Source organism: Candidatus Kurthia intestinigallinarum, assembly GCF_003991225.1.
Lineage (GTDB): Bacteria > Bacillota > Bacilli > Bacillales_A > Planococcaceae > Kurthia > Kurthia populi.
On record NZ_JTFC01000095.1, the window covers coordinates 1 to 1,562 of the forward strand.

Here is a 1,562-nt window from a genome sequence, read left to right on the forward strand (position 1 = left end):
TACGTAATTTTTCAAGGTTACTATTAACCTTTTGTGCTCGTTCAGCATTATATTGTTCCATTGATTTTTGCCCTTGATCTCGACGCTTATCAGTACGTCTACGCTCTTTTTCCTCTTTGCCAATCAATACCTCTAAAAATTCCATTTCTGCTGCTGTAATGGCCTGCTGGCGTATGATTGTACGTGTCTGTTTAGGTTTAACTAAATTACTGTCTAAACCTCTCATACTGTAATTATTCTCTTCATATGCTCTCCAAAACTTTGTAGCTCGCTCATATGCACTCTTTACAGTCGTTTTGAGGACGTTTTTCTTCTGTGAAGATGTGAAACTAATATCAAGCTGAAAAGTCGCTGTAAGGACTTCTAAATGGCTCATATCGCTTCCTAGCGTCAGAGCAAATGCATAATCATACGTTAAGATGTTACGATTCTCAATTTCTCCATTTCGGATATGTACAAGATTTAAAATGTCATTCGCACGTGCCATGTTCATTTGTGTAAGCGTGCGTGTGCCTTTTTTATACCCCTTTAATGGTGTTACTGTACGCAATTTAGAACGCTTTTTCATTGGCTTATACGGCTTCACATAATCCATCAATTCATTAAGATGCCATTCTCTACGATTCCAAATTTCAGCCGTTACTAGCTTTGTGGGATAACCCTCTTTTTTATTCAATGTATAAGGCAATCTAAATACTCGTTCCAGTGTACAAGTTTGGTAATCCGCTCCTAAATCAATCAATTGACCAGTTAGTTCCCTTGTTATGTACATTGTCAGCCATTTAATTTCATTGGTAGGTGCTGCTCCCCCCTGTATTGAATAAATAAGCTGTACACCATTGCCCGAATTAATTACTAAATTAGGATTAGGTAACTTACTATGTGCAATTAGTTTAAACAGTTCTTCTTTACATTGATCTGGTGAGATGCCTAGCTTGTAGCAATCTAAATCGATACCTACATTACGAATCTGCGCTAAATTATTAGCACTACGTTTCATCTGACCATTTACTTCACAAAAAGCATTAAGTGATAAATAGACGTTGGTATAAGGCTTCTCACGCTCTGTAAGGCTTAATAACTTTCCTAACGATTCATATGTCCAGAAAAACTGTTTAGGCTCGTTATACGCAATTCTAGACAGGTCTAATGTAGCTATCATGCCCACGTTCTTTTCTGCTGTGATATAGCAGTCTTGCCATTCGCTAATCAAGTTTTCTTGATGTTTATGCGGTGCATAAGATAAATTCATCATTATTATTTTCCGCTCCTTAGAAACGAAAAAAGCACGTAACGCCTACAGTATGGCGCAACGTGCCTTTAATAACATAGCCAGTTAAAAACTATTGCAACCTACAGAAAATATATGTAGAATTAAAGGGACATTAGGAAGTACGTCGAATACTCCCTAACTAGCTTCATAGCTTAAAACTGGCTATCTATTATGACAAGCTGACACCGTACCACTCATACGGTCGTTAGTGATATGTGAAGGACGGCAATCCAACACTTATCAGTCGTTTTAGATAGCTTTTTTACGTTCATTTTTTGTTAGTAAAATG

1 protein-coding gene is annotated in these 1,562 nt (G+C 37.1%); it reads right to left on the minus strand.

The features are described 5' to 3' along the window. Positions 1-1,255, minus strand: a 1,255-nt coding sequence (locus QI30_RS18855) for an AsnC family protein (RefSeq protein ID WP_126992083.1), incomplete at its 3' end; no start/stop codon positions are given. Positions 1,256-1,562 lie beyond the last annotated feature (307 nt).